Annotated in this window: 20 protein-coding genes; 6 read left to right on the top strand and 14 right to left on the bottom strand. The window is 64.4% G+C overall.

The window, feature by feature from the left end:
- Positions 1 to 115: 115 nt before the first annotated feature.
- Positions 116 to 1,450, bottom strand: coding sequence for a hemolysin family protein (locus tag ACODSR_RS08230; protein ID WP_489075423.1), 1,335 nt, complete (start codon positions 1,448 to 1,450; stop codon positions 116 to 118).
- A 154-nt stretch (positions 1,451 to 1,604) separates the two neighbouring features.
- Here ACODSR_RS08230 and ACODSR_RS08225 point away from each other — a divergent pair, with 154 nt between their 5' ends.
- Positions 1,605 to 2,285: a YiaD family glycine zipper/OmpA-like lipoprotein gene (locus ACODSR_RS08225; RefSeq protein WP_489075421.1), complete on the top strand. Its 681-nt coding sequence runs from the start codon at positions 1,605 to 1,607 to the stop codon at positions 2,283 to 2,285.
- A 158-nt stretch (positions 2,286 to 2,443) separates the two neighbouring features.
- Here ACODSR_RS08225 and ACODSR_RS08220 read toward each other — a convergent pair whose 3' ends face one another.
- Genes ACODSR_RS08220 through ACODSR_RS08200 form a run of 5 tightly spaced genes read right to left on the bottom strand, consistent with a single transcriptional unit; the run spans position 2,444 to position 5,196 of the window.
- Complete coding sequence (locus tag ACODSR_RS08220) at positions 2,444 to 3,064, bottom strand: MarC family protein (RefSeq protein WP_489075419.1); 621 nt, start codon at positions 3,062 to 3,064, stop codon at positions 2,444 to 2,446.
- Positions 3,061 to 3,705: a YybH family protein gene (locus tag ACODSR_RS08215; RefSeq protein ID WP_489075417.1), complete on the bottom strand. Its 645-nt coding sequence runs from the start codon at positions 3,703 to 3,705 to the stop codon at positions 3,061 to 3,063. Before ACODSR_RS08215 ends, ACODSR_RS08220 begins: the two co-directional genes overlap by 4 nt.
- Positions 3,702 to 4,595: a bifunctional methylenetetrahydrofolate dehydrogenase/methenyltetrahydrofolate cyclohydrolase FolD gene (folD, locus tag ACODSR_RS08210; protein WP_489075415.1), complete on the bottom strand. Its 894-nt coding sequence runs from the start codon at positions 4,593 to 4,595 to the stop codon at positions 3,702 to 3,704. Before folD ends, ACODSR_RS08215 begins: the two co-directional genes overlap by 4 nt.
- Complete coding sequence (locus ACODSR_RS08205; protein WP_217672879.1) at positions 4,592 to 4,909, bottom strand: DUF167 domain-containing protein; 318 nt, start codon at positions 4,907 to 4,909, stop codon at positions 4,592 to 4,594. The genes folD and ACODSR_RS08205 overlap by 4 nt, the downstream gene beginning before the upstream one ends.
- Positions 4,906 to 5,196, bottom strand: a complete 291-nt coding sequence (locus ACODSR_RS08200; protein ID WP_119746334.1) for a YggT family protein — start codon at positions 5,194 to 5,196, stop codon at positions 4,906 to 4,908. Before ACODSR_RS08200 ends, ACODSR_RS08205 begins: the two co-directional genes overlap by 4 nt.
- Between ACODSR_RS08200 and ACODSR_RS08195 the strand changes: the two genes are divergently transcribed.
- Positions 5,195 to 5,665 carry a hypothetical protein gene (locus tag ACODSR_RS08195; protein WP_489075413.1) on the top strand — a complete coding sequence of 157 codons (471 nt, stop codon included), beginning with the start codon at positions 5,195 to 5,197 and terminating at the stop codon, positions 5,663 to 5,665. The genes ACODSR_RS08200 and ACODSR_RS08195 overlap by 2 nt on opposite strands.
- Before the next feature lie 7 nt (positions 5,666 to 5,672).
- Here the strand turns inward: ACODSR_RS08195 and ACODSR_RS08190 are convergent, their stop codons facing one another.
- The 8 genes from ACODSR_RS08190 to ACODSR_RS08155 all read right to left on the bottom strand — a co-directional run bounded on the left by ACODSR_RS08190 (position 5,673) and on the right by ACODSR_RS08155 (position 14,282).
- The gene (locus ACODSR_RS08190; protein ID WP_489075411.1) at positions 5,673 to 6,236 is read right to left on the bottom strand and encodes a DUF1993 domain-containing protein; all 564 of its coding nucleotides are present in this window, start codon (positions 6,234 to 6,236) and stop codon (positions 5,673 to 5,675) included.
- A 74-nt stretch (positions 6,237 to 6,310) separates the two neighbouring features.
- Positions 6,311 to 6,652 carry a hypothetical protein gene (locus ACODSR_RS08185; RefSeq protein WP_489075409.1) on the bottom strand — a complete coding sequence of 114 codons (342 nt, stop codon included), beginning with the start codon at positions 6,650 to 6,652 and terminating at the stop codon, positions 6,311 to 6,313.
- A gap of 7 nt (positions 6,653 to 6,659) precedes the next feature.
- On the bottom strand, positions 6,660 to 7,577 hold the full coding sequence (gene argB, locus ACODSR_RS08180) for an acetylglutamate kinase (RefSeq protein WP_489075442.1): 918 nt from the start codon (positions 7,575 to 7,577) through the stop codon (positions 6,660 to 6,662).
- 205 nt (positions 7,578 to 7,782) lie between these two features.
- Complete coding sequence (locus ACODSR_RS08175; protein WP_489075407.1) at positions 7,783 to 8,460, bottom strand: queuosine precursor transporter; 678 nt, start codon at positions 8,458 to 8,460, stop codon at positions 7,783 to 7,785.
- Between the two features lie 218 nt (positions 8,461 to 8,678).
- A complete protein-coding gene (locus tag ACODSR_RS08170; RefSeq protein ID WP_489075406.1) occupies positions 8,679 to 10,202 on the bottom strand; it encodes a Ppx/GppA phosphatase family protein in 1,524 nt (507 codons plus the stop codon).
- A gap of 5 nt (positions 10,203 to 10,207) precedes the next feature.
- Positions 10,208 to 12,346, bottom strand: a complete 2,139-nt coding sequence (locus ACODSR_RS08165) for an RNA degradosome polyphosphate kinase (protein ID WP_489075404.1) — start codon at positions 12,344 to 12,346, stop codon at positions 10,208 to 10,210.
- A gap of 5 nt (positions 12,347 to 12,351) precedes the next feature.
- Positions 12,352 to 12,990, bottom strand: coding sequence for a P-loop NTPase family protein (locus ACODSR_RS08160; protein ID WP_489075402.1), 639 nt, complete (start codon positions 12,988 to 12,990; stop codon positions 12,352 to 12,354).
- Positions 12,987 to 14,282, bottom strand: coding sequence for a heavy-metal-associated domain-containing protein (locus tag ACODSR_RS08155; protein WP_489075400.1), 1,296 nt, complete (start codon positions 14,280 to 14,282; stop codon positions 12,987 to 12,989). The genes ACODSR_RS08160 and ACODSR_RS08155 overlap by 4 nt, the downstream gene beginning before the upstream one ends.
- 253 nt (positions 14,283 to 14,535) lie before the next feature.
- Between ACODSR_RS08155 and purM the strand changes: the two genes are divergently transcribed.
- The 4 genes from purM to nadB all read left to right on the top strand — a co-directional run bounded on the left by purM (position 14,536) and on the right by nadB (position 19,508).
- Positions 14,536 to 15,630: a phosphoribosylformylglycinamidine cyclo-ligase gene (gene purM, locus ACODSR_RS08150; protein ID WP_489075398.1), complete on the top strand. Its 1,095-nt coding sequence runs from the start codon at positions 14,536 to 14,538 to the stop codon at positions 15,628 to 15,630.
- 87 nt (positions 15,631 to 15,717) lie between these two features.
- Positions 15,718 to 16,668 carry a phosphoribosylglycinamide formyltransferase gene (purN, locus tag ACODSR_RS08145; RefSeq protein WP_489075397.1) on the top strand — a complete coding sequence of 317 codons (951 nt, stop codon included), beginning with the start codon at positions 15,718 to 15,720 and terminating at the stop codon, positions 16,666 to 16,668.
- 147 nt (positions 16,669 to 16,815) lie between these two features.
- Positions 16,816 to 17,763, top strand: coding sequence for an ABC transporter ATP-binding protein (locus ACODSR_RS08140; RefSeq protein WP_489075396.1), 948 nt, complete (start codon positions 16,816 to 16,818; stop codon positions 17,761 to 17,763).
- A gap of 140 nt (positions 17,764 to 17,903) precedes the next feature.
- The gene (gene nadB / locus ACODSR_RS08135) at positions 17,904 to 19,508 is read left to right on the top strand and encodes an L-aspartate oxidase (RefSeq protein WP_489075394.1); all 1,605 of its coding nucleotides are present in this window, start codon (positions 17,904 to 17,906) and stop codon (positions 19,506 to 19,508) included.
- Positions 19,509 to 19,521 lie beyond the last annotated feature (13 nt).

Genomic DNA, 19,521 nt, shown 5'->3' with positions numbered 1-19,521 from the left:
GCGGGAGCCATCCACAGAAGACAGTCCGCATGTTGACAAGCTATCCTACCGATCAAATTTCCGCAAATGGTCGACGGCAGCCACACTTCTCCGCGTCGCCGAAGAGGCATCACCCCTAGCGCTCCGCGACCAGAACCTTGTCGATCTTGCGCCCGTCCATATCGACAATCTCGAAACGGAAGCCCTGATCGTCGACGAAATCGCCGACTTCGGGCAGGCGCTTGAGCAGCCACAGCGCATGGCCCGCCACTGTCGCATAATCGCGGTCCTCCGACAGGTCGATGCCGATCCGCTCGGCCAGCTGGTCGATCGGCATCTGCCCTGACACCAGCAGGCTGCCATCCTCGCGCTCGACCATGTCCGGCTCGTCATAGGCGTCGCGGTCGGACGCGAAATGGCCCGCAATGGCGGATAACAGGTCCGCCGGGGTCACGATCCCTTCAAAATGGCCATATTCGTCATGGACCATTACCATCGGCACGTCGGACCGGCGCAGCACTTCCAGCGCGTCCATCGCATCGACCTGATCGGGCACTACCTCCGCCTTGCGCATCAGCGCGCCGACATTCAGCGTCTCGCCCCGGAACAGCGCGCTCATAATGTCGCGCGCCTGGACGATGCCGACAATATCCTCCACCGACCCGCGCCCCACCGGCAGGCGGGTATGGGGCGTTTCCAGCAGCCGCGCGCGAATCGTCGCATCGTCCGCGCCAATGTCGATCCAGTCGACATCCATCCGCTGCGTCATGACCTCCCGCACCGGCCGGTCGGCCAGCCGCACCACGCCCGAAATAATCGCCCGCTCGCTTTCCTCGATCACGCCCGACTTGCTGGCTTCGGCAACGATCAGGTGCAGTTCCTCCACCGTCACATGATGTTCCGATTCGCGGTTCATCCGCAACAGTTTGAAGATCAGCGCGCTCGACCCGTCCAGCACCCACACGATCGGCGCGGTCGCCCTGGACAGCCACAGCATCGGCCCGGCCATGATCACCGCGATCGGCTCTGGCGCGCGCAACGCAAATTGCTTGGGCACCAGTTCGCCGATGATCAGCGACGCATAGGTGGTAAAGCCGATGACCAGCGCAAAGCCCAGATTTTCCGACGCATTGACCGACAGGCCCAACCCCACGCCCTGGCCCAGCGCATGAAGCCGCTCACCCACCGGCCCACCGAGACTCGCACCCGAATAGGCGCCCGCGATAATGCCGATCAGGGTGATGCCGATCTGCACCGTCGACAGGAACTTGCCCGGATCGCTCGCCAGCTTGAGCGCCGTCGTCGCCCCCTTGCGCCCCGCCTTCTCCAACCCCTGCAAGCGCGGTTTGCGCGCCGACACGATGGCGAGTTCGGACATCGCAAAGACGCCGTTCAGCGCCACCAGCGCAAGGATGATGAAAAGATCGGCCCAGGGAAAGGGCGTCGGATTGGGAAGGGGGATCGTGGCCATGGCGGTCAGCGACCTCCTATAGCCGCTATTCTTTCAATTTCACAACATCCCCATCATCACCGGTTCAGTTCGCTTGTGGAACAAACGCTCGGGTTCGACCATTTGGGGGGCTATTCGTCCCGCACGGACGCGATAAAGACAAGGGAACAGGATCATGAATATTTCTCACCGCATCATCGGCGCCGCGGGTCTGGCCGCCATGCTGGCCACCACCGCCTGCACCACCGATCCAACCACGGGTCAGCGCTCCATATCGAAGGCAGCGATCGGCGGCATCGGCGGCGCTTTGGGCGGCTATCTGCTGGGTGATCTGGTCGGTGGGCGCAACGACCGGACCGAAAAGATCCTGGGTGCAGGCATCGGCGCGGTCGCCGGCGCGGGCATCGGCGCCTATATGGACGCGCAGGAACGCAAGCTGCGCGAAGAAACCGCCGGCACCGGCGTGGACGTGATTCGCGATGGCGACAATCTGCTGCTGCGGATGCCGTCGGGCATCACCTTTGGCTATGACCGCGCCGATGTGCAGCCTCAGTTCCAGCCGACGCTGAACGATGTCGCGACCGTGCTGGCCCAATATCCCAAAACCTATATCGACGTGCTCGGCCACACCGACAGCGACGGCGCGGACGCCTATAACCAGACCCTGTCGGAACGGCGCGCCCGCTCTGTCGCCGATTATCTGATCGGTCGCGGCGTCCAGTCGGCCCGCATCGGCACGCGCGGCTATGGCGAAACCCAGCCGATCGCCTCCAACGCCACCGAAGAAGGCAAGGCCGCCAACCGCCGCGTCGAAATCAAAATCTCGCCCGTCACCGAAGCCGACGTGCGCGGTTAACCTCAAAAACAAGCCCCTCCCTTCTTAGGGAGGGGTTGGGGTGGGTCGCGAGCGAAGCGAGCGCTGCGCTGTCGCCAAATGGCTTCGCCAGCGATTGCTGAAGGAGCAATCGCACCCACCCCTTCCCCCTCCCTTAAAAGGGAGGGGCTTATTATTTTTCAAAAACTTGCCTTCAACCCGTCGATCACGAACTGCGCCGCGAGCGCCGCCAGCAGCACGCCCAGCAGCCGGGTAATCACCGCCTCGATCTTATGCCCCAGCAGCGCCATCAGCGGCCCGGCGGCGATCAGCGATCCCAGCATCAGCGCCAGCGTCACGACGACAGCGCCCAGCACCACCATCCGTTCGCCCATGCCGTCCGCGCGCGACATCAGCAGCATGACGGTGGCGATAGACCCCGGCCCCGCGATCATCGGCATCGCCATCGGGAATACCGACACATCCTCGACATGCGGCTCTTCGGCGCTGATCTTCTGCGCCCGGTCCTCGCGCCGCTGGGTGCGCTTTTCAAACACCATGTCCATCGCGATCATGAACAGCATGATGCCGCCCGCGATGCGAAAACTGTCGAGCGCGATGCCCAGCACGCCCAGCAACTGCTTGCCCCACAAAGCGAATATCAGCAGGATCGCGGCGGCAATCCCGACCGCGCGGATCGCCATCGCCTTGCGCTGCGCCGGGCTAGCCCCGCCGGTCAGGCTGGCATAGATGGGCGCGCAGCCGGGCGGATCGATCACCACGAACAGGGTGACGAAGGCGGAAATGAAGAGTTCGATCATGAAGCCGCCCCTACCCTGTCGTCGATCACGCTGTCATAGCCACTGCCGTTCCACATCTGCACGGTCACGCGGCGGCTGCCGTCTGGCGCGACCTGCGCCGACCAGAGCAGGCTGTCGTCAGGCGGCAGCGGCGCATCCTTGCCCGCAGGCGGCGGACCATCGGGGCGCGCAGGCCGCTTGCAGGTGGCCACCTTCCCGCTCAGAAATTCCGGCACCTCGCGCGCCTTGGCCAGCGTATCGCCATGGTCGGCGATCCATTGCCAGCGTCCCTTCTTGTCGCGCCGCCAGATCGTGGTGAAGTAACCCACCGCCCCGTCCGACCGCGTCCAGTTGCCGGTGCTGGCCGCCAGATTGCCGTCGCACGAGACATAGACGATCGACGGCGACCATTTGACCGGCGCCACCGGATCGGCCCGGCCTTTCAGCCAGTCTTTCGCCAGCACCTGTTGCGGCACGAACATCACCGCATCATCGGCGGCGGTGGCGCGAAAGGCGGTCCATTGCCCCTTTTCCTGCGCCAGTCGGCTGAACGCGATTTCAGCGGCGATGACGGAACTGGGATCGGGCTGGAAACGCAGCGGCGGCTTCGCGGCGACCAAAGCCGCCGCGCCCAACAGCAACAGCGCCAGCCGCACCCTCACAGCCCGTCAGGCTTGGCCAGCCCCGCACGGGCATGGGCCGCCACCAGCGTATTGCGCAGCAGCACCGCGATCGTCATCGGCCCGACCCCGCCCGGCACCGGCGTGATCGCGCGGACATGGGCCAGCGCCTCGGCGGTGGCGACGTCACCCACGATCCGGCTCTTGCCGTCCTCGGTATCGGCCACCCGGTTGATGCCGACGTCGATCACCGTCGCGCCCGGCTTGATCCATTCGCCCTTGACCATTTCGGCGCGCCCGACGGCGGCGACGACGATGTCGGCGCGATGAACGATGCTGGCAATGTCGCGGGTGCGGCTATGCGCGATCGTCACGGTGCAGCTTTCCGCCAGCAGCAGCTGCGCCATCGGCTTGCCGACGATGTTGGACCGGCCCACCACCACGGCTTCAAGTCCCGACAGGTCGCCCAGTTCATCCTTCAACAACATGATGCAGCCCAGCGGCGTGCAGGGGACCAGCGCCTCCTGCCCCGTCGCCAGTCTGCCCGCATTGACGACATGGAAGCCGTCGACATCCTTGGCCGGGTCGATCGCGGCCAGAACGGCGCTTTCGTCGATATGGGCGGGCAGCGGCAGCTGGACCAATATGCCATCGACCCGCTCGTCATGGTTCAGCTCCTCGATCAGGTCGAGCAGATCGTCCGCGCCGATGCTGGCCGGGCGCTTGAATTCAAAACTTTCCATGCCGGTCGCAACCGTCATCTTGCCCTTGTTGCGGACATAGACGGCGCTCGCCGGGTCCTCGCCCACCAGCACCACCGCCAGCCCCGGCTTGCGTCCCGCCTGCGCCACGAAAGCGGCGACGCCCTCGGCGATCCTCTCGCGCAGTCCTGCCGCAAAAGCCTTGCCGTCGATGATCTTGCCGATGGTCATGTCACGTCAACCTGTTGTTCGATGATGCTGATCAGGCGCGGCTGTGCGCCACCGCGGATGCGCAGCCGCTTTAGCCGGTTGCTGTCGCCTGATTCCAGCGAAATCGCCCCCTTGGGCAATCCAAGATATTTGCCGAGCAGGGCGACAAGCGCATCATTGGCCCGCCCTTTTTCCGGCACCGCCCGCACCCGCGCGGACAGCCATTGCGCGCCCTTCTCATCGGTCCAGACGCCGCCGACCATCTCCTTGGCCGCACCCGGCGTCAGCCGGACAGCCAGGATCAGGTCGTCGCCCGCCTGAACCCAGACGGTCACACCAGCCCGAATAGAGGCGGCAATACCGCCTGACGGATGATGAGGATCGCCAGCAGCACCACCATCGGCGTCAGGTCCAGCGCGCCCAGATCGGGCATGATCTTGCGGATGGGATTATAGATGGGCGCGGTCATCCGGTCGAGCGCGGTCATGACGGTGCGCACGAAATCGCTGCCCATATTGACGATGTTGAAAGCGATCAGCCAGCTCATCACCGCCTGGATGATGATGATCCACCACAGCACGTCGAGCAGGATGACAATGATCTGATAAAGCGCGTAGGCCATGAGGTCTCCGAAAAATATTGCCTCTCTCTACCCCGTCCGATGGCCGGGGGACAAGCATCGCCGCAAGCTTTCGGAAAGCTTTTTCCTGCATAGCGTCTGGATGAGAGGCAGCTACACAATCGAGGCCGAACCGGCCCATGACCTGATCCGCATGACCCTGACGGGCTTTTTCGACATCGAAACGATCCGGGCGTTCGGCGCGGCGCGTTATCCGGTCATCGCCCGGCTTGGCTGCGCGCGCAACCAGCATGTCACGCTATGCGACATTTCCGGTTGCAGCCTGCAATCGCAGGAAGCCGTCGCGGCCTTTCAGCAGGTGCTGGGCGAAGGCGACATCAAAAGCCGCAAGCTCGCCATGGTCACCGGCAGTTCACTGGCCTGGATGCAGGCGCGACGCATCCTCAATCGCGACGGATTGGCCTGCTTCGATACCGAGCCGGAAGCCATGCAATGGCTGCTCGCCCCGTGATTCCCGATCAGCCCGTCGGCATCGTCCCCGGCCGGATAGTGGGGAACAGGTGCGCGACATAGTCCGCCTTCCCCAATTCCACCCCATTGGCCCGCAGGATCGCATAGGCGCTCATCAGGTGGAAATAGAATTGGGACAGGCTCCAGTCCCGCGCATATTGCTCAGCGGTCAGGTCCAAAATCATCCCGTTGGGCAGGGCATGGGCGATCATCGTGCCAGCGGCAGCATCCAGCGCATCGGGACCGAGCGCTTCCAGCAACGCCACGGTTTGCGCGATCCGCACCTTGGCATCCGCGATCGAACCGGGATGCTCCGCCCCATTGCGCCCTTCGTCGAGCAGCCCGCCAAGCGAGGCCGGGAAATCCTCCCCCTTTAGCCGATAGACCGCTTCCTGCGCCTGCACGCAGGCAAAGCGGATCTGCGTCGATAAGGGAAACATATCGGGTGCCAACCGCGCGGACAGCAGCGCATCAGCGTCATCGCCCACAGCAACCTGCGCCTTCGCCAGCCAGGCGGACAGGCCTTTGAGCATCTGCACATAGGTCGGGACGAGAAGATGGGTCAGCGACATGGATCGGCTCTCCAAATGGGGGATCGTTGCGAATTTCATCATCATTCCGTCAGCGACGGGGGAACGACAAACGCTCAGCGCTGCTTCTTCGTCATGGTCGCAGTGAAATCGGGCGCCTTGTTCGCGACCCAGTCGACAAATTTGCGCACGGCCGGGTCGGCCAGCAACCCGTCCACGTCCATGCCGTGACGCTGCAATTCGGAATTGGTGAAATTCTTGATCAGCATCTGCTGGCAGATGGGATGCATCGGCACGACATCGCGCCCGCCCCGGCTCTTTGGCACAGGATGATGCCAGATGATCGTCTCGCCCGTGGGTCGGCCACACAGCCAACAAGGCGGAATCACCGCCGGAGCCTCTTCCTCGTCCAGATGCACGTCATCATGGCGACCATGTTTGGAATGTTTGCGGGCCATATATGCTCTATTTGCGGATCAACGTGCCCGCGCCGCGCTTGGTGAAAATCTCCAGCAGCATCGCGTGCGGCACCCGCCCGTCCAGGATGACGGCAGCGTCCACCCCGCCCTCGACCGCCTTGACGCAGGTTTCCAGCTTCGGGATCATGCCGCCGCTGATCGTGCCATCCTGTTGCAGCACCTCGATGGCTGCCGGGTCCAGGTCCGTCAGCAAATTCTTGTTCTTGTCCAGCACGCCCGCCACATCGGTCAGCAGGAAAAAGCGCGACGCACCCAGTTCCGCGGCGATCGCGCCTGCCATCGTATCGGCATTGACGTTATAGGTATGGCCGTCCGCGCCGATGCCCACCGGCGCGACCACGGGGATGATGCCATCCTGCGTCAGCGTGTCGAGGATGCGCCGGTCGACCTTCACCGGATCGCCGACAAAACCCAGATCGACATTGCGCTCGATCCCCGAATTGGGGTCCGCCTCGCGCTTGCCCAGCACCTTTTCGCAGACGACCAGCCCGCCATCCTTGCCCGAAATGCCCACCGCCCGGCCACCAGCCCCGGCGATCCAGCCGACGATCTCCTTGTTGATCGATCCCGCCAGCACCATTTCGGCAATCTTGGCGGTTTCCGCGTCGGTCACGCGCAGGCCACCGATAAATTTCGATTCGACCCCCAGCTTCTGGAGCATCGCGCCAATCTGCGGCCCGCCGCCATGGACGACCACGACATTGATGCCGACCGCCTTCATCAGCACCACATCCTCGGCGAAATCGCGCGCCGCCTCCGGGTCGCCCATCGCATGGCCGCCATATTTCACCACGAACGTCTTGCCCGCATAACGCTGCATATAGGGCAGCGCCTCGACGAGGGTTTCAGCCTTGGCGAGCAGCGCCGGGACGGGATCATGCGAACTGGTCATGCGCGGGCGCATAGGGGCAATGGACCGGTTGGGCAAGGTTCCAGGACCCGATAGCGCGCAAGAACCACGCGGCATGACCATAACGAAGCCATCGGCACGCCCCGCCAAATTGCACCGCCCGCCCCGAAACAGAAATTCAATTAGTTTGCTAACTAATCACTTATATCAAAATCGCCACATATGTCGGCTTCACTGTCGGACTAGCCGATCCGGCCGCTCAGGATTGCCTGTCCAGCCACCGCCCCAGCCCGACCAGCAGATAGATGACCGGCGGCACCAGCAGGGCAGACAGCACGACCTTCGCCAGCATCTGTCCCAGCAGCAACTCGCCGATCGGAAAGACCCCGTAAAAGGCGATCGTCACGAACAGCAACGTATCGGCGATCTGCGACAATATGCTGGCCACCGCCGCGCGCAGCCATAACAGGCGGCTGCCCTCCCGGCCCTTGAGCATCGCAAACAGGGTGACGTTGAGCGTCTGCGACACGCCATAGGCAATGATCCCGCCAGCCCAGATGCGCGGTGTGCCGCCCATCATCATGGCAAAGGCTTGCGCCCGCGCCGGGTCCATGTCGCCTGCGGCAGGCGCGGCCAGGACCAGGACCGACAGCAGGATCGAGGCAATGAGCGGCAGGAAGCCGATCTGCACCAGCCGGTTGGCAACCGCGCGACCATGAAGCTCGGCCACCGCGCTGGAAATCGTTACCAGCAGCAGGAAGGCGAAAATCCCCGCCTCCACGGCCAGCGGACCCAGCCCCAATGCAGGCCCGATCGCCGACACCGGCCCCAGCGTCACCTGCTTGTTGCCCAGCACGCCTGCGATGCAGACCATGCCGCCATAAAAGATCGAAAAGCCAAAAAGCGAACGGCTGAGCGGCGCGGGAGAAGATGTCATCGCCGGGACTTAGCCACAATTGCGCGGCAGGGGAAGGTGGGCGGCGCGGGATGGACAAATCCTGCAACCAGCCCCTCACCCTTTGCCGTCATGCCGGGCTTGCCCCTGCATCCATTGGCTCAACGGTGAAAGAGCATGATCAAAGTCAGCTATGAAATGGATCCCGGACCAATCCGGGATGACGGCGGGTTGGGATGTTAGACCCGTCGCCTTACCCCCTACCCCTCAGCCCGCACCAGCCGATATTTGACCCCCAGCGTCTGCGCCAGATGCCGCAGCCGCCGTTCGACCACTTCGCCGCCCAGCGCCACATCGTCGCTATCGAGTTCCAGCAGGAGCAGCCCGTCTCGCAACGCCAGCCGCGTATGGGTCAGCGGTCGCTCGACCCCGCCCGACAGGCGCTGGGCTAGCCGGATCGCCAGCCCCCAGAGCATCGCCCGGCGCAGCGCCTGCGGACTGGCGAGCCGTTCCAGCCCCGGCGCAATCGCCGTGCCACCGCCAAAATGGCTGAACAGCGCCTGCCCCAGCATCGCCCGCTCCGCCGCGGTGATGCCCACCCAATTGCTGTGCAGCGCAATTTCCATCCCGCGTTCGGCCCGGAAATCGGGATTGGCGCGCCAGCCGACATCGGCCAGCAGGCAGGCGGCGCGGCGGATGCGGCGGTCGGCGGCGGCATCATCAGCGAACAGCGGCGCGATCCAGCGCTCGATCCGGTCGCCATGGCCGCGAAAGCGCGACTGCGCCTCCCCCTCCGCCTCGGCCGCGACCAGCAGCGGATCATGCGCGCGAATCTCCGGCGGCAGCCCCTCGAACAGCAACCCTTCACGCAGGCCATAGGCCGATACGATCAGGCGGCTTGACCGCAGCTGGCGCACCACCACCGACAGCAAGGCCGCCGCATCGGTCAGCGTCGGCACGCGCGATCCGCTCATGCCCGGAATATCTTTCAGCCGCGCGCGATCGACATGGGATACGATGCGGATCAACTGCTCGGCGCGGGTGGCAGGCATGTCATATTGATGCACCACCGGCAGCGGAAATTGGGTCAGCTGCATGTCGAACCGCGCCAGCGCCCGCCACGACCCGCCGACCATGTAGAAGGGCAGATCAGGCTCCTGCCGCCAGCCTGCCTTGACCAGCATCTTGGTCACCTGCCGCTCCAGCAGCCTTGGCCCCTTGGCGCGGATCTGCGGCAGGCGCAGCACGCCCAGCGGCAGGGATATGGTGTCATGCACCTGCCCGTCGCTGATCCGCGCCAGTTCCAGACTGCCGCCGCCCAGATCGCCGACGATGCCGTCCGCATGAGGGATGCCCGACAGCACACCCATCGCCGCGCCGACCGCTTCCTGCCGACCCGACAGCAATTCCACGGTCAGGCCCATGGCGGCGGCACGGGCGATGAACTCCGGCCCGTTGGTCGCGTCCCGCACCGCCGCGGTGGCAACGCAGCGTATATCGGCAACCTTCATCTGCCGGCACAGATGGGCAAAGCGCTCGGCGGCGCGCAGGCCCCGCTCCATCGCCTCCGGCTCGATCCGTCCGGTCCGCGCCAGCGCCGCGCCCAGCCCTGCCATCACCTTTTCATTGAACAGGATGAAGGGGATGCGGCGCGGCCCGTCATAAACCACCAGACGCACGCTGTTGGAGCCGATGTCGATGATCGCGGTGCGACCGGTCGTCGGCTGGGGCGATGTCGCCATATTATGCGCAACATCGCGGACCCGGCTGAGCATCGAATTCATGGGCGTCAGGTCCGCCCGCGCAGGCGCAATGTCGGCACCGCTTCATTGTCCAGCGCCGCACCGCGCCCGGACAGCGACGGGTTGGTCATGAAATAACGGTGCAGGTTGAACGGCTTGTCGCCCGGATCGAGCCGGGTATAATGGCCCGTGCTATCGAGCGTCCAGCTTTGTTCGCTGTCGATCAGATTGGCGACCATCACCTGATCCAATATCTGGTCATGCACGGTCGGATTTTCGATCGGCGCCAGAAATTCGACCCGCCGGTCGAAGTTGCGCGGCATCCAGTCGGCCGAGCTGATATAGACTTTCGCGCCATTGTTCGGCAGCGCCTTGCCATTGCCGAACACGGCGATGCGGCTATGTTCCAGAAAGCGGCCGACCACCGACTTGACCCGGATATTCTCCGACATGCCCGGCACGCCCGGTCGCAGGCAGCATATGCCCCGCACGATCAGGTCGATCTGCACGCCTGCATTGCTGGCGGCATAGAGCTTCTCGATCAGCGCCGGATCGACCAGGCTGTTCATCTTGGCCCAGATGGTGCCGGGGCGACCGGCGCGGACATGGTCGATTTCCTTGTCCACCATGGCGCACAGATGATCGCGCAGGCTGCGCGGCGACATGACCAGCTTTTCCAGCCCCTGCGGCTCCACATAGCCGGTAATGTAGTTGAACAGCGCCGCCGCATCGCGGCTATAGGCCGGATCGGCAGTGAAGAAGCTGAGGTCCGTGTAGATACGGGCGGTGACCGGATGATAATTGCCGGTGCCAAAATGGCAGTAGCTGCGAAACTGGTCGCCCTCGCGCCGGATCACCATCGAAACCTTCGCGTGGGTTTTCCAGTCGATAAAGCCATAGACAACCTGCACGCCAGCCCGCTCCAGCGCGTCGGCCCACATCAGATTCTGTTCTTCGTCGAACCGCGCCTTCAGCTCGACCACGGCGGTCACCGACTTGCCCGCTTCCGCCGCGTCAATGAGCGCGCGGATGATCGCCGACTGCTTGCCCGCGCGATAGAGCGTCTGCTTGATCGCCACGACATCGGGATCGACCGCCGCCTGTTTCAGGAAGGCGACGACAACGTCGAACGCCTCATAGGGGTGATGGACGACAATATCCTTGGCCCGGATCGCGGCGAAACAGTCGCCGCCATATTCGCGGATACGTTCGGGAAACCGCGGGACATAAGGCTCGAACTTCAGGTCGGGGCGGTCCTCGTCCACGATGCCGGACAGGTCGCCGATGCCGATGAAGCCCTCCACCTCGACCACCACCGCTTCATGGCCCTGGAGCATGTCCTGCAACATCTCCTCGACCGGTTCGGGGATGCGCTCCTCTATCTCCATGCGAATGACGCGGCCCCGGCGGCGACGCTTGATCGCGCTGCGATAGTGGCGGACCAGATCCTCGGCCTCTTCCTCAATCTCGATATCGCTGTCGCGGATGATGCGGAACACACCGCTGTTGCGCACCATGTAACCGGGGAACAGATCGCCCGAAAAGCGCCGCACCACGGCCTCCAGCGCCATATAGCGCGCCGGCTCGCCGGGAATACGGACAAAGCGGGCGAGCGAGGCGGGGATCATCACCAGCTCGCGGATCGGCTGCTTGTCCGACAGGCGTTGCAGGTCGAACACGATCGACAGGCCTTCATTGGGAATGAAGGGAAAGGGATGCGCCGGGTCCAGCGCCTGGGGCGTCAGAATCGGGAAAATCTGGTTCAGGAAATGGTCGCGCAGCCAGGCTTCACCCAGCGGGTCGATCGGGCTGGACGGGCCGACCACCTCGATCCCCACCTGTGCCAGCTCGCCATGGACGATGCCCCACACCTTCTGCTGCGCCAGCATCAGCCGGTCTGTTTCCGCCGCAATGGCGGTCAATTGCTGCCCGGCGGTCAGCCCGTCGGCTGAACACATATCGACATCCTGCAACTGCTGGCCTTTGAGGCCCGCAACCCGGACGGAGAAAAACTCGTCCAGATTAGCCCCGGAAATCGACAGGAAGCGCAGCCGTTCCAGCAGCGGATGGGCGCGGTTCATCGCCTCTTCCAGCACGCGCTGGTTGAACGCCAGCCAGGACAGCTCGCGGTTGAAATAACGCCCCATGGGCAGGGTCAGGCTGGTCGCGGGATCGGCTTCGGCCACTGGGGTCACTCGCACGGATCGAGGGAAGGGTTGGACGCTATTATAGGCAGAAAGCCAGCGCCTTGCAGGCAGTCTTTTGCCATTGCGACGGAAATCTTACGACCAGATGACAGCGCCGCCCGATCGAGCAACCGCGTCACCGCCGCAATCGCACTATAGCTGCGCTCGATCCGGCGGAGAAGCCAGTCGGGCAGATCGGCAGCAAAGCGTGCCCCCGCCGCCCCCAGCTGGCGTTCGATCAGCGCGCGCGCCAGCGCCTCGTCCGGCTCTGCGATGGCAACATGCGGCACGGCTGCCAGCCGCGATCGCAGGTCGGGCAGCGCCACGGTCCAGCTGGCGGGTGGCGCATGGCCGATCATCAGCAGGGGTCGATGACTGGTCTGCGCCTCGTTCCAGGCATGGAATAGGCTATGTTCGTCCTGCCCTTGGGCATCGTCGATCACGCTGCCGCCGCTCATCTGCGCGAAATGGCGTGCCAGCGTCGATCGACCCGACAGCGGCGGCCCGGTCAGCACGCTCACCGACAGAGGCCAGTCGCGCCAACGTTCCAGATGGGCAACGGCCTGGGCATTGGCGTCGCTGACCAGAAAATCCCCGCCGCTGGCCGCGCCGTGCCAGTCGAAAGGCAGGCTGATCTGGCTCATTGCTGCGGTGGGGGCGTGGGCTGCGGTGCCTGCCTGCGCGTGATGCGCAGGGTCGTCCCCGACACGGCGACATTATAGCCGCGCGCCTGTAGCCCGTTGCGCAGCATATCGACCGTGCCGTCAAAACTGACCTGCATCACCGACGTGCCGCCCAGCGCCAGGCTGCTGGTCGATGCCGACCGCACACCGGGGATCGCCCGCACCGCCGATTCGCCGGCCCCGATCGACCCGACATCGGGCGTATCGAACTGGATCGCAAAACTGGTGGTGCCGGTGGTGGCCGTCGCCATCGGCAGATCGACCGTCTCTACCACCGCATCGGCTGCATTCTCGATCGCCAGCGCATCGGGATCGACCGGCTCCTCGATGATCAGCGACGGGTCGGGCCGCAAACGGCCATCGTTGAGCGCACGGATATACAGCTCATCGATCCGCCGCGCTCCCTCGTCCAGCATCTGCGCGATGCCGCTGGCGTTCGACGCGCGCAGCGTCACGCTGCCGATCAGGCTGTTGTCCGGGCCATAGCGCGCGGTGAAGGTGCCGGTCACCGGGCCACCGGGATAGGCCCGGTCCAGCCGCGCGATCGGGATCACCACGTCCGCCGCGCCATATTGGTCGAGCAGCACCCGCCACCACAAGCGCCCGCGCCGCCCGGTCTGCCCGGCGTTCAGCAATATGGGGTCCGCCACCGATCCCGCGACGCGCACATAGTCGATCGCACTGTCGCCGGTACGATAGCGCGCCCAGGCCTTCTGCCATTCATTGGTGCGTTCATAGGACACGGCCGAACCGCCATCCCACAACACAGGGATCACCAGCAAGGGCGGCGACTGCATGACATTGCCCGACACGCCCAGCAATTGCCCGGTGCGCGCGCGGTCGAACAATATGCCCAATGTCGCGACATAACGGGTCGGCCCCGCCTGCTCAAAATCAATCTCGATGCCCGAAACCATCGCCTCGATCTGCGAATCGGACAAAGCAGGCGCGCCGCCACCCCCATGGGTGCGCGTCCAAAGCATCCGCCACGCCTGCCGCTGCGCCATCCGCCACCCGGCATAGCGCGCACTGTCGGCATCCTTGGCTACGACGTCGACCTTGACCCCGCGCACCTCGAAATCCCCGCCACTGGCGATCGGCGGCACGCCCCGCTCCCCTTCCATCTGCGCCACAAGCGCGGCGGCGGCGAGGCCGATCGCGATGGCGAGAAGGATCTGGACCGGGCGCGACAACGCCCGAAGGACAGCACCAGGCTGGAAGGACAGGCGGTTCAGGGTCTGGCTCAGGCTCACGAGCGCCCTTTTGGCGAGATTTGCCCAGGATGCCAAGCGCCAACCTTCACTATCCCTCACCCCCCTCCCGTTCGGGCTGAGCGAAGTCGAAGCCCTCTGCTGAACGCAGTGAAGCACCTCGCTGCGCTCGGTGGAACCCTTCGACTTCGCTCAGAGCCTGCCCCCGACTCGATCGGGGGGTGAACGGGGGTTCGATGCAACCGCCAAGATCGAAGGTTCCGTTTTCCCCGCCTTTGCTCTAGGGCGCTCCCCCATGAGTGAGAACGAATCCTACAGCTACGCCAAGGCTGGCGTCGACATCGCCGCCGGCAACGCCCTTGTCCGCGCCATTGCGCCGCTTGCCAAGGCGACCCGTCGCCCCGGTGCCGACGCTGAACTGGGCGGCTTTGGCGGCTTTTTCGACCTGAAGGCCGCAGGCTATGACGATCCTTTGCTGGTCGCGGCCAATGACGGCGTCGGCACCAAATTGAAGCTGGCGATCGACCATGACCGCCACGATGGCGTGGGTATCGATCTGGTCGCCATGTGCGCCAACGACCTGATCGTGCAGGGGGCCGAGCCGCTTTTCTTCCTCGACTATTATGCCACCGGCAAGCTGGAGAGCGGCGTTGCCGAGCGCGTCATCGCCGGGATCGCGGAAGGCTGCCGCATCGCCGGTTGCGCCCTGATCGGCGGCGAAACCGCTGAAATGCCGGGCATGTATGGGCCGGGCGACTATGATCTGGCGGGCTTTTGCGTCGGCGCGGTCGAACGGCACAAGGCGCTGACCGGCAATCGCGTCAAGGTCGGCGACGTGCTGCTGGGCCTTGGCTCGTCGGGCGTCCATTCCAACGGCTTCTCGCTGGTCCGCCGCCTCGCCGCTGACAAGGGCTGGAAGCTCGATCGCCCCGCCATTTTCGATCAGGACGTGCTGCTGATCGACGCGCTGATGGCGCCCACGAAAATCTATGTGAAAAGCCTGCTGCCGCTGGTGCGCGCAGGGATGGTCAATGCGCTCGCCCACATCACCGGCGGCGGCCTGCTGGAAAATATCCCCCGCGTCCTGCCCGATGGCTGCCATGCGATGGTCGATGCCGATGCGTGGGAGCAGTCGCGCCTGATGGCCTTCCTCCAGGCGCAGGGTCATATCGAACCGGGCGAAATGGCGCGCACCTTCAACTGCGGCATCGGCATGGTGCTTAGCGTTGACGAAGGCCATGTCGCGGGCGTCACGACAGCGCTCGAAGCCGCAGGCGAAACCGTCCACCGCATCGGCGAAGTCCAGGCGGGCGACAAGGGCTGTACCGTGCGCGGCTCGACCGAAACCTGGAGCGCCAAGGCCGACTGGCGCGCCACGCATCTGGGATAAAATCACCACCCTCCGTTCGTTTCGAGCGAAGTCGAGAAACGGTCGCGCCAGGGTTCTCGACTTCGCTCGAACCGAACGGATGTTGTTATGCAAAAGGCAAAAGTCGGCGTCCTGATCTCCGGTCGCGGCTCCAACATGGCGGCCCTGCTTTATGCGGCCAAGGCCGACGACTGCCCCTATGAGATTGTGCTGGTCGCCGCCAATGACCCCGACGCGCCCGGCCTGACGCTGGCCGCAGCCGAGGGCATCCCCACCTTCGGCCACAGCCACAAGGGCCATAAACGCGCCGCATTCGACCAGATCATCGACGCTCAGCTCCGCGCGGCGGGCGCACATTATGTCGCGCTGGCAGGCTATATGCGCCTGCTCTCGCCCGAATTTGTGAGCGGCTGGGAAGGCCGGATGCTCAACATCCACCCCAGCCTGCTGCCCAAATATAAGGGGCTGGACACTCACCAGCGCGCCATCGATGCGGGCGACAGCCATGCCGGTTGCTCGGTCCATATCGTGACGGCGGAGCTGGATGACGGCCCGGTGCTGGGCCAGACCCCGGTCGCAATCCTGCCCGGCGACACGCAAGACAGCCTCGCCGCCCGCATCCTGATCGCCGAACATCAGCTCTACTCCCGCACCCTTGCCGACTTCGTCACCCGTGAGCGCCAACCCGACTGGCTGCTGAACAAGGTCCGCGAAAGCGCGCTGGCCCTGCCGCAGGCGGACGAGATCGTCTCGCACGGAATGCCCTGCTTCGGCATCGTCAAGGGCAAGAAATTCGCTTACTTCACCCGCGACCATCATGGCGACGGCATCATCGCGGTCCTCGTAAAAACCACCGCCCCCGAAGAACAGGCCAGCCTGATCGAAGCCGACCCGGACCGCTATTACCGCCCCGCCTATTTCGGCAATGATTGGGTCGGCATCCGCCTGGACCTGGGCGACACCGACTGGGACCATATCGCGCAGCGGCTACACGACAGCTGGCGGCAGATCGCCCCACGCAAGCTGCTGGGCCTGATGGATATTGCCGACGAGTTTTAACGACTTATCCCTCTCCCTTGAGGGAGAGGGTTGCGCAGACTTGGCAGCTTGCTGCCTAGTCGGAGCTGGGCGAGGGTGTCGAAGCCTCACGGCATCAACGTTTCGCCCCCTTTCCTTCCCCGCCTCCGATCCCCATAGAGTGGAGCCATGACCGACACTCCCGCCCCCGCCCCAGCCCCAGCCCCAGCCATCGAGATCAGCAACCTCACCAAAGTCTATAAGGGCGGCAAGCGCGCGCTCGACGGGATCAACCTGTCGATCCCGCGCGGCCAGATTTACGGCCTGCTCGGTCCCAATGGCGCGGGCAAGTCGACCACGATCAATATATTGGCGGGGATGGTCAACAAGACGTCGGGAACCGCCCGCATCTGGGGCTTCGATACCGACAACAACCCGCGCAACGCGAAAAATTCCATCGGCATCGTGCCCCAGGAAATCGTGTTCGATCCCTTTTTCACGCCCTTCGAGACGCTGGAAAATCAGGCTGGCTATTATGGCGTGCCCAAGGACAAGCGCCGATCGATGGAATTGCTGCGCGCCGTCCATCTGGAGGACAAGGCACACGCCTATGCCCGCACCCTGTCGGGCGGCATGAAGCGCCGCCTGCTGGTGGCCAAGGCGATGGTGCATAGCCCGCCGATCCTGGTGCTGGACGAACCGACCGCAGGCGTCGACGTGCAATTGCGCCAGCAGCTCTGGGCCTATGTCCGCGAATTGAACGCACTGGGTGTCACCATCGTGCTCACGACCCATTATCTCGAAGAAGCCGAGGAACTGTGCGACCGTATCGGCATCATCAACCATGGCAAGCTGATCGCCGACAAGCCGACCCGCGAACTGGTCGATATGGCACTGGAAAAGGTGGTGCAGGTGACCGTGGACCGCGACATCGTGACCGCGCCTGACGCCCCCTGTTTCGAGAAGGTCGAACAATCGGGTGACCGCACGCTGACGATCACCTATCTCAAGGACCGCGCCAATGCGGGCCAGGTGCTGAGCGCCGTACAGGCCAGCGGCTTGGCGATTGTCGACGTGGTGACGCGCGACCCGGATCTGGAGGATGTGTTCCTGAATTTGACGGCGGCGACCGAGTGAGGGTGGGCGGTTCCAGTCTCCGTTCGGGCTGAGCTTGTCGAAGCCCTCGCCTGAGCGTAGCGAAGGCAAAACCTCACTCCGTTCGGCCCGGCCCTTCGACTTCGCTCAGGGCGAACGGAAAAAGAGAATCTAGGACGACGATGCCCACGACCACCCACGACGTCATCATCATCGGCTCCGGCGCCGCCGGTCTCACCGCGGCCATCAACCTCGCGCAGGATCGCAAGGTGCTGGTGCTGGCCAAGGGCGCGCTGGATGGCGGCTCCACCAACTGGGCGCAGGGCGGCATTGCCGCCGTACTCGACGCCGGTGACAGTTTCGAGGCGCATGTCGAAGATACGATGGTCGCGGGCGCGGGCCTGAACGATCGCGCCACCGTCGAGTTCGTCGTGTCCGAAGCCCCCGCCGCAATCGAGCGCCTCGCCAAACTCGGCGTCCCCTTCAACGCGGGCGAGGATTTTGGCGACCGCTGGCACCTGACGCGCGAGGGCGGGCATAGCCATCGCCGCATCGTCCATGTCGATGACGCCACCGGCCATGCGGTACAGATCGCCCTGCTCAAAGCCGCACGAGCCAACCCGAACATCACGCTGGTCGAGGATCTGATCGCCATCGACCTGATCACCTCCCGCCATGGCGAGCGCTATTCGGGCGACGGCCATGTCTGGGGCGTCTATGCCTTCAACAAAAAGACCAAGCATGTCGATGCGCTGCTCGGCAAGGCGACGATCCTGTGCACCGGCGGCGCGGGCCGCACCTATCTCTTCTCCACCGCCCCGCGCGGCGCGACCGGCGACGGCATCGCCATGGCCTGGCGCGCGGGTTGCCGTGTGTCGAACATGGAAATGAACCAGTTTCACCCGACCTGCCTCTATAATCTGGAGGTCAAGAATTTCCTGATCACCGAAGCGGTGCGCGGCGAAGGCGGGCATCTGAAACTCCCCCCCGGCGTACCAGGTGGCGGCGAACGGTTCATGCCGCGCTTCGACCCGCGTGAGGAACTGGCCCCGCGCGACGTGGTGGCGCGCGCCATCGACCATGAAATCAAGCGGCTGGGGCTGGATTATGTCCATCTCGACATCAGCCACAAGCCGCCGGAATTTGTGAAGCATCACTTTCCGACTATATATGCGCGGCTGCTGGACCTGGACATCGACATCACCAGGGAGCCGATCCCGGTCGTCCCCGCGCAGCATTATACCTGCGGCGGGGTGGTGATCGATCTTGACGGCCGCACCGACCTGCCCGGCCTCTATGCTGCGGGCGAAGTGACCGAAAGCGGCCTCCATGGCGCCAATCGCCTGGCGTCCAACTCGCTGCTCGAATGTTTCGTGTTCGGGGAAGCCGCGGCCAGCCACATCCGCGCCCATTGGGACGAACTGCCCGCCCCGCCGCCGATCCGGCCATGGGACGAAAGCCGCGTTACCAACAGCGACGAAGAGGTCATCGTCCAGCACAATTGGAAGGAAATTCGCCGCTTCATGTGGGATTATGTCGGTATCGTCCGCACCACCAAGCGGCTGGAACGCGCCCAGCATCGCGTCGCCCTGCTGGCGCAGGAGGTCGATGATTATTACGGCAATTTCCGCGTCACCCCGGACCTCATTGAACTGCGCAACCTGCTGGAGGTCGCCCGGCTGATCGTCCGCTCGGCCCTCCATCGCAAGGAAAGCCGGGGGTTGCACTATACGCTCGACTATCCCGAAACGCTGGAGGCTGCGGTGGATACGGTGCTGGCACCATAAAAAGCGGCGCGGT

This window comes from Sphingobium sp. FG125 (genome assembly GCF_057809795.1).
This window is presented reverse-complemented; position numbering and strand designations above follow the sequence as displayed.

Bases quoted from the DNA above. Each gene is read 5' to 3' on its own strand.
- nadB (WP_489075394.1), top strand. From the start codon at position 17,904: ATGCCCACGACCACCCACGACGTCATCATCATCGGCTCCGGCGCCGCC.
- purN (WP_489075397.1), top strand. From the start codon at position 15,718: ATGCAAAAGGCAAAAGTCGGCGTCCTGATCTCCGGTCGCGGCTCCAAC.
- ACODSR_RS08220 (WP_489075419.1), bottom strand. From the start codon at position 3,064: ATGATCGAACTCTTCATTTCCGCCTTCGTCACCCTGTTCGTGGTGATC.
- purM (WP_489075398.1), top strand. From the start codon at position 14,536: ATGAGTGAGAACGAATCCTACAGCTACGCCAAGGCTGGCGTCGACATC.
- ACODSR_RS08175 (WP_489075407.1), bottom strand. From the start codon at position 8,460: ATGACATCTTCTCCCGCGCCGCTCAGCCGTTCGCTTTTTGGCTTTTCG.
- ACODSR_RS08225 (WP_489075421.1), top strand. From the start codon at position 1,605: ATGAATATTTCTCACCGCATCATCGGCGCCGCGGGTCTGGCCGCCATG.
- ACODSR_RS08140 (WP_489075396.1), top strand. From the start codon at position 16,816: ATGACCGACACTCCCGCCCCCGCCCCAGCCCCAGCCCCAGCCATCGAG.
- ACODSR_RS08185 (WP_489075409.1), bottom strand. From the start codon at position 6,652: ATGGCCCGCAAACATTCCAAACATGGTCGCCATGATGACGTGCATCTG.
- ACODSR_RS08190 (WP_489075411.1), bottom strand. From the start codon at position 6,236: ATGTCGCTGACCCATCTTCTCGTCCCGACCTATGTGCAGATGCTCAAA.
- ACODSR_RS08230 (WP_489075423.1), bottom strand. From the start codon at position 1,450: ATGGCCACGATCCCCCTTCCCAATCCGACGCCCTTTCCCTGGGCCGAT.
- argB (WP_489075442.1), bottom strand. From the start codon at position 7,577: ATGCGCCCGCGCATGACCAGTTCGCATGATCCCGTCCCGGCGCTGCTC.
- ACODSR_RS08160 (WP_489075402.1), bottom strand. From the start codon at position 12,990: ATGAGCCAGATCAGCCTGCCTTTCGACTGGCACGGCGCGGCCAGCGGC.
- ACODSR_RS08195 (WP_489075413.1), top strand. From the start codon at position 5,195: ATGAGGTCTCCGAAAAATATTGCCTCTCTCTACCCCGTCCGATGGCCG.
- ACODSR_RS08200 (WP_119746334.1), bottom strand. From the start codon at position 5,196: ATGGCCTACGCGCTTTATCAGATCATTGTCATCCTGCTCGACGTGCTG.
- ACODSR_RS08170 (WP_489075406.1), bottom strand. From the start codon at position 10,202: ATGAATTCGATGCTCAGCCGGGTCCGCGATGTTGCGCATAATATGGCG.
- folD (WP_489075415.1), bottom strand. From the start codon at position 4,595: ATGACCATCGGCAAGATCATCGACGGCAAGGCTTTTGCGGCAGGACTG.